This window comes from Burkholderia sp. Bp8963, from assembly GCF_003854275.1.
Taxonomy (GTDB): domain Bacteria; phylum Pseudomonadota; class Gammaproteobacteria; order Burkholderiales; family Burkholderiaceae; genus Burkholderia.
The window spans coordinates 1-2,416 of record NZ_QTQP01000121.1 but is presented as its reverse complement, the minus strand read 5'-3'; the positions used below and the strand labels follow the sequence as shown (position 1 = coordinate 2,416).

Sequence of the window (2,416 nt, the reverse complement as noted above, 5' to 3'; positions counted from 1 at the left end):
GTTCGAATGCAGGTCAATGCCGCAATATTTCATTTCGGGCCTCCCTTCGGTTAAAGCGGTTGGGCAAACTCACTTTAACCCCGTCGCCCGTCAGGGCGGCGGGGGAGGCCCGCTAGATGATTTTCAGAGCAGACTCACGCTTGAGCAGAAAGTCCATCAGCAACTGCCGATAGTCGGCCCGGACTGCCGTGCGGACGGACGGACGTTCGGCGAGCCGTTGCCGCCACGCGGCAACCTTGGGCAGGCCCGTGAAGAATTCGAAGTCGCCAATCTGCTCAAACACGTCGAAATAGCGGAACACTGGCCCAAATGCGGCGTCCACGATGCTGAAATGCGCTCCGCCAAAATACGGGCCGGCGCCGAGCGATCTTTCGAGCTGCTCGAATCGCCCGTGGATGTCGCGGGCTTTCGCGGCCAAAGCCGTTTCGTCCGCAGCCGTGTAGAAGCCCCAGATCGCGTTCAGCAGCGCCGATCCAAACTCAACCCAGGCGCGGTGCCGCGCGCGTTCGAGCGGCGCATCGGGATGCAGACGCGGTTCGAGCGTCTCATCGAGATAGTCGCAGATCACTGCCGATTCGAAGATTGGCGCGCCATCGACGAGCAGAACGGGGGTCTTGCCGAGCGGCGAGATCGCGCGAAACCAGTCCGGCTTGTTGCTCAGATCGACGTCCGTGCGTTCGAACGGCACGCCCTTTTCAGTCAGCACGATTACCGCGCGCTGCACGTACGGGCAAAGCACATGACTGACGAGATGGAATTCGGAGAGGCTCATGTCTTTGCCTCGCAATCTCAAGCCGCACCAAGTGCGAACCGCGGGCTGCGCCGCACCGCCAGTGCACCATCGCCGAGCAGCCAGAGCGAGACGGACGCGACGACAAGGAACGCCGGGTATTCCCAGCCGCCCCCCTGGCTCGTATGCACCCAGCCGTTGGACCAGTGCACCCGGGCCGCGCACACCATGATCGGCACCAGCAACAACGCGACCTGCCGCGCATAGACACCCAGCACGAGCGCGAGGCCGCCGGCCAACTCGGCAGCGAATACCGGGTAGGCCAGGAAGCCGGGGAAGCCGACGTTGTCGAAATACTGCGCAGTGCCGGGCAGGGTAAAGACCAGCCATTTCAGCAGTGCATGGGCAATCCACATCACGCCCAATGCCACGCGGAGCAGCAACGCACCATAGGTGGCAGCGGTGTCACTCGTACGGATCGGTTGATTCATAACGGTACCTATTGCAAGAGTTGGCAGATCGACACCGAATTTAGCATTGCAGTTGCGCCTGCAAAATACGCGTGATTACAATCTGACCATGCAAAAATGCAATGCGAGAGGGACATGACGATGCCGTACAAGCTAGACGCCGCGGACCTCGAAACGATCTTGGCGCTCTCCCGCACCGGGACGCTGGTCCAGGCCGGCGAGCGGCTGGGTGTGGACGCTTCGACCGTGTTTCGCAACCTTCGGCGTATAGAGCGCGGCCTGGAGCAGCAGCTATTCGAACGAACTCGCTCCGGTTATCGAGCGAAGGAAATCGCGCTGGCGCTGGCCGAACACGCGGAACAGGTGGAAGTGCAGGTCGAATCGGCACGCTCGATTGCGCAGCAGGTGCCCGAGCAGGTTGCCGGCACGGTGCGCATAACGACCACCGACACCATCTTGCACGGGCTGGTCGCACCTGCGCTGAAGCAGCTGGAAGCCACTCACCCGTTGCTCACATACGAGTTGCACACGGGCAATGAGATCGCCGATCTCGGCCGTCGGGATGCCGACATCGCGGTGCGCGCGACCAAACAACCGCCGGAATACCTCGTAGGCAAGCAAGTCGGGCCGATCCAGGTGGCACTATTCGCGTCGAAGCAGTACGACGCCGTCCAGCGCTATGAAGACGTCACGGCAGGCAAGGCACGCTGGATCGCTCCGGACGACGCGCTTCCAGGCCACCCTTCCGTCATCTGGCGCAAACGTCATTTCCGGAAGGTGGTTCCGCACTACAAAGTCAACAGCATCCTGACCGTCATGGAACTGGTCGCCCTCGGCATGGGCGTGGGCATCCTGCCTACGTTCCTGACACGCGGCCGCTCCGATCTCGTGCAACTGACCGATATCCTGCACGACTGCCAGACTGACCTGTGGGTGCTGACGCACCGGGAATCGCGGCATCTGCGGCGAGTCTCGACCGTATTCAAGTACTTGTCGACGACGCTGAAGATCTGAGCGAACCCGAATGTGACGGCCCGCCCCGCGTTCTACCACGCATTTTCGCCGCGCCAATGCAAAAACCCCCGCCTGTTGGGCGGGGGTTTCTGGCTTAGGGAGCCTGACGATTACCTACTTTCACACGGGAATCCGCACTATCATCGGCGTAGAGTCGTTTCACGGTCCTGTTCGGGATGGGAAGGGGTGGGACCGACTCGCT

The 2,416-nt window shown here is 61.7% G+C and carries 3 protein-coding genes and 1 rRNA gene; 1 reads left to right on the top strand and 3 read right to left on the bottom strand.

What is annotated here, in order from left to right:
• Positions 1-112 precede the first annotated feature (112 nt).
• Positions 113-772 carry a glutathione S-transferase family protein gene (locus DID96_RS37510; protein WP_124604326.1) on the bottom strand — a complete coding sequence of 220 codons (660 nt, stop codon included), beginning with the start codon at positions 770-772 and terminating at the stop codon, positions 113-115.
• Positions 773-789: 17 nt separating this feature from the next.
• On the bottom strand, positions 790-1,221 hold the full coding sequence (locus DID96_RS37505; RefSeq protein WP_124604323.1) for a DoxX family protein: 432 nt from the start codon (positions 1,219-1,221) through the stop codon (positions 790-792).
• Positions 1,222-1,341: 120 nt separating this feature from the next.
• Here DID96_RS37505 and DID96_RS37500 point away from each other — a divergent pair, with 120 nt between their 5' ends.
• A complete protein-coding gene (locus tag DID96_RS37500; RefSeq protein WP_124604328.1) occupies positions 1,342-2,214 on the top strand; it encodes a LysR family transcriptional regulator in 873 nt (290 codons plus the stop codon).
• A gap of 101 nt (positions 2,215-2,315) precedes the next feature.
• On the opposite strand, the gene rrf is transcribed toward DID96_RS37500, so the two are convergent.
• Positions 2,316-2,416: ribosomal RNA gene (rrf, locus tag DID96_RS37495) — 5S ribosomal RNA — on the bottom strand; the annotation flags it as partial.

Bases quoted from the DNA above. Each gene is read 5' to 3' on its own strand.
- DID96_RS37510 (WP_124604326.1), bottom strand. From the start codon at position 772: ATGAGCCTCTCCGAATTCCATCTCGTCAGTCATGTGCTTTGCCCGTAC.
- DID96_RS37505 (WP_124604323.1), bottom strand. From the start codon at position 1,221: ATGAATCAACCGATCCGTACGAGTGACACCGCTGCCACCTATGGTGCG.
- DID96_RS37500 (WP_124604328.1), top strand. From the start codon at position 1,342: ATGCCGTACAAGCTAGACGCCGCGGACCTCGAAACGATCTTGGCGCTC.